Annotated in this window: 2 protein-coding genes; one reads left to right on the top strand and one right to left on the bottom strand. The window is 59.3% G+C overall.

Annotation, left to right across the window (positions count from 1 at the left end; all coding sequences use genetic code 11):
* Nucleotides 1-1,411: 1,411 nt before the first annotated feature.
* Nucleotides 1,412-2,290, bottom strand: a complete 879-nt coding sequence (locus tag ACLHHB_RS01420; RefSeq protein ID WP_410216497.1) for a transglutaminase N-terminal domain-containing protein — start codon at nucleotides 2,288-2,290, stop codon at nucleotides 1,412-1,414.
* A gap of 361 nt (nucleotides 2,291-2,651) precedes the next feature.
* Between ACLHHB_RS01420 and ACLHHB_RS01415 the strand changes: the two genes are divergently transcribed.
* Nucleotides 2,652-3,376: DUF2254 family protein (locus tag ACLHHB_RS01415; protein ID WP_410216496.1), on the top strand; the 725-nt coding region annotated here is incomplete at its 3' end.

Here is a 3,376-nt window from a genome sequence, read left to right as displayed (position 1 = left end):
AGGCCTTCCAGCATGGCGCTCCTGTCCGCGTATCGTGACGTGTGGAAGATCTGCGCGTCGGTCATGTGTGTCTCCTGCTGACAGTGCAGGATCACCGTGCCCTTCTCAGGTGTCAAACAGATATGACGCAGCAGTGCACACGCCCCGCTAATTCGTGCTGTGTCCCTCGTTTCATTCGGTCTAGAGCTTGTTGCCCTGGACCTTCTGCCCCGAGGGACCCCGCTTGTCTTATGCAGATCCCGGCTCTTATGCGAAGCAAGAGCCACTGCACGCCATTCATGGCGTGCAGTGGCGGTGGCTGGAGCGTCCCCGGGTTTGGTCATGAAGGACCGTCTTGAAGTCTGATCTGCCATCGTCTTTGCCTGGGACCTGAACGGATACAGAGCGGCGCAAATCCCTTTACGACAAGCATAGGACACGCGAAGACAATGAAGGATACTCTAGGCTCCGGCCTGCGCCCCGAGCTTAGCCCCCTGCCTTTCCTTTGCGCCTGGTCCTGCCCGCTTGTCTCGTCCCGAGACTGCCCGTGCAGGGGCGCCATAGTTAGGACAGCGGCCTGGTCTCGGCCCTTCGGGTGACGATCAATCGCGCAAGGACGGCCCTTCTCACAAGGCGATCAGCCTCCCTTCGCTCCATGAAGGCGCGTCCAGCTCGCCGCCTGCAAGGCCAGCCACCAGTGCGGCAGGCTGAATAGCTCCGGCCAAGACAGAGATTGAGAAAGCTAGGCCGGTCGCCAGGCATTTCCACCCGAACGCCAAGCAATTCTAACTCAGGAACCTTGCCGCAAATTAGACGCTCTCCGCTACGCTTCCGCTGTCAGGTGGGACACCGTTACGGTCAAACTTGGCTCACGAGCAGGAGGGCGCGGTTGACGAAACTCTCCGCATCGCCCTCCGGGTCATCGGTGAGCGGGCTGTCCTCATGGAAGAGATGGCTCTGGACGCATCTCAAGCAGGAAGAACTACCGCCGCTGCAACGTTCGTTGAACGCGTCCACGAGTAAAGGCGCTCGGCAGGGGTGCTGACGGACGCAATGATCGAGGGATAGCGGAGGGACCTTCCTGGCGCACTGCGAGGGAACGGCTCATGGGTGTTTGCGCGCCAGCCCGAGTTCGGAAGCGGTATCTAACGTGATGGAAGCACGCTGATCCTCGTTCCATCAAAGCTCAATCGGCAGCAAGAGGTGACCGGTTCTTCAGCCGGGAAATGACCCGCCTCCCGGTCATGCCCGACAGGTCATGGCCGCTTTCGAGAACAAGGCCGCATCTTCCATACCGGAACCACCAGGTACTGTTTTGGACAGGTCGAGATGGTTTGGAAGGCTGGCCCATCTCTAACAACCTATGGAAACATCTCGATAAAGGGGGTCGCGCTTTTTCCTGCTGCTTGACCTTCCAGAATGATAGGATGCTTTACAGGGAGGTGGGCAGGCACGAAACGCTGACCGCAACGGTCATGTCAAGCAGCGCATCCGATGGTCCGGCGAAGCTCCCTGCGACCGGCACCGCCTGACGGATATCACGTGCGACAGCAACAGGAATGAGGTTGCCTGCGCCCAGACTTCGGTTGGTCGGATCGAAGGTAATCCAACCTGCGCCCGGAAGGTAGATCTCGACCCAGGCATGTGTGGATCCAGAGGCTGCTGAGCCCACAAGGTCATTGTTCGGATCGAACAGGTAGCCGGAAACGAGGCGGGCCCCAAGGCCCAGGAGCCGTGCGCTTTCTGCAAGCAGAACTGCCCAATCACGGCATGACCCCCGTCCGCGGCTCAGGGTTTCGAGAGGAGACTGCGTGCCCTCACTTTCGCGAGTTTCATAGGCAATCTGTGTAGATATTCCGTTGTTGATATCCTTCAGCAGAGACAAAGTGTCCGTGGGCCGCTGAAACACGAACCCTTCCACCCACTGTGAGAAGCGGTGCTCAATATCCTCGTAGTGCGGACGGGTCAGGGCACCAAGGTCGGTCCAGTCGTCATTGGAATACAAGAAAGGATATTCGACAGCGCTGACAGAAATGGGAAAGATCGGCCACATAGGCGCACTCAGGTCCACCTTTACCCAGCTTTCGATGGTCAGCCGGTCGGCCGGGGACTGAAACGTTGCGGACGCGATCGCATTGCCTGCCACATCCTGCGACCATGCGAGTTCCGCCTGCGGTGAAATATCGATCTCATGCGAGATCAGCTTGAGGTCTCGGCTTTCCCGTGGCCGCAGCATGAACTGGTGCGGACCGAGCATCACGGGGTGCCGGTAGGCATAGGTCGTCTTGTGCGAGATCGCGAGAATTGGCATGACAGCCCTCTATTTATTGTACGCCATTGCGTCGGGGACCCCCTACCAATGCTGCAAACAGCTTTACGCGCCACATCTTTATGCCCTGATGACATGTCCTGCCAATAAGGTGTCTCAGGGCAAGGTGCGGCCATCGCGACGCCGGCGTAATTTTCTTCCGATGTTCCATGGGCGCCTTTTGAAGACACGCAGGTGTGGGCAACCAGATTACGCCGCACTCGTTCGCCTCCAAAGGCCATTACAAGATATTTGTGCGCCAATACGGCCGCACCGAAGTTCAGGGTGTCAGAGCGGTTGAACAAGCATGTTCTGCCAGGACGAAAAACGCTGCCACGCCCATGAAGTGCGGAGACTTGAAAGAATGACCAAGCAAGGAACCTTCACTGGCGGCAATGTCTGGAACGCGCGTTGGGATGCGGTGCGGACCAGCCTGTGGTTTCTTCCGGCCATCATGGGCACGCTGGCGCTCGCTCTGACATGGTGCGCGCTCGCGTTGGATGAGTGGCTGGGTCAGGGGCCGGAGGAAAGCTTCCCCAGCCTGATCTATGTCAGCGAACCGGAGCAAGCGCGCGAGCTTCTGGGGGTCATTCTGCCCTCGATGATCACCATGGCCAGCCTGGTGTTCTCGATCACCATGGTTGTGCTGACCCTTGCGGCAAGCCAGTTCGGGCCCCGCCTGATCCGGAACTTCATGGGCCGCTTGCAGACACAGCTTGTCCTGGGCACGTTCGTGATGACGATCCTTTACAGCCTTCTGCTGCTGGCCTCCATCGGGCCGGGCGTCGAGGGCGAGTCCAGCGCCTACCTGTCTGTCACGATCGCAATCGGCCTGACGGTTCTCTGCGTCGCCTTGCTGGTGCTCTACATCCATGGGCTGGCGTCTTCGATCATGTCTGAGACACTGATCGAGGCTGTTGGCAGCGCGCTGGACCAGGGAGTGCGGGAGTTGCGCCCTCTTGGAGAAGCCGCCGATCCCGAAGAAGCACTGCCCGACGATTTTGACGGGCGGGCGACCTTTTGCGGCGTCGAGGCCTCCGGCTATGTGCAGGCGATCGAATTCGAGGGAATTCTTGACGCTGCCCGGTC

The sequence above is a fragment of the Paracoccus sp. (in: a-proteobacteria) genome (genome assembly GCF_046462195.1).
In the GTDB taxonomy this organism is placed as follows: domain Bacteria; phylum Pseudomonadota; class Alphaproteobacteria; order Rhodobacterales; family Rhodobacteraceae; genus Paracoccus.
Note: the sequence above shows the minus strand (reverse complement) of the source record. Positions and strands in the feature narration are given on the sequence as shown.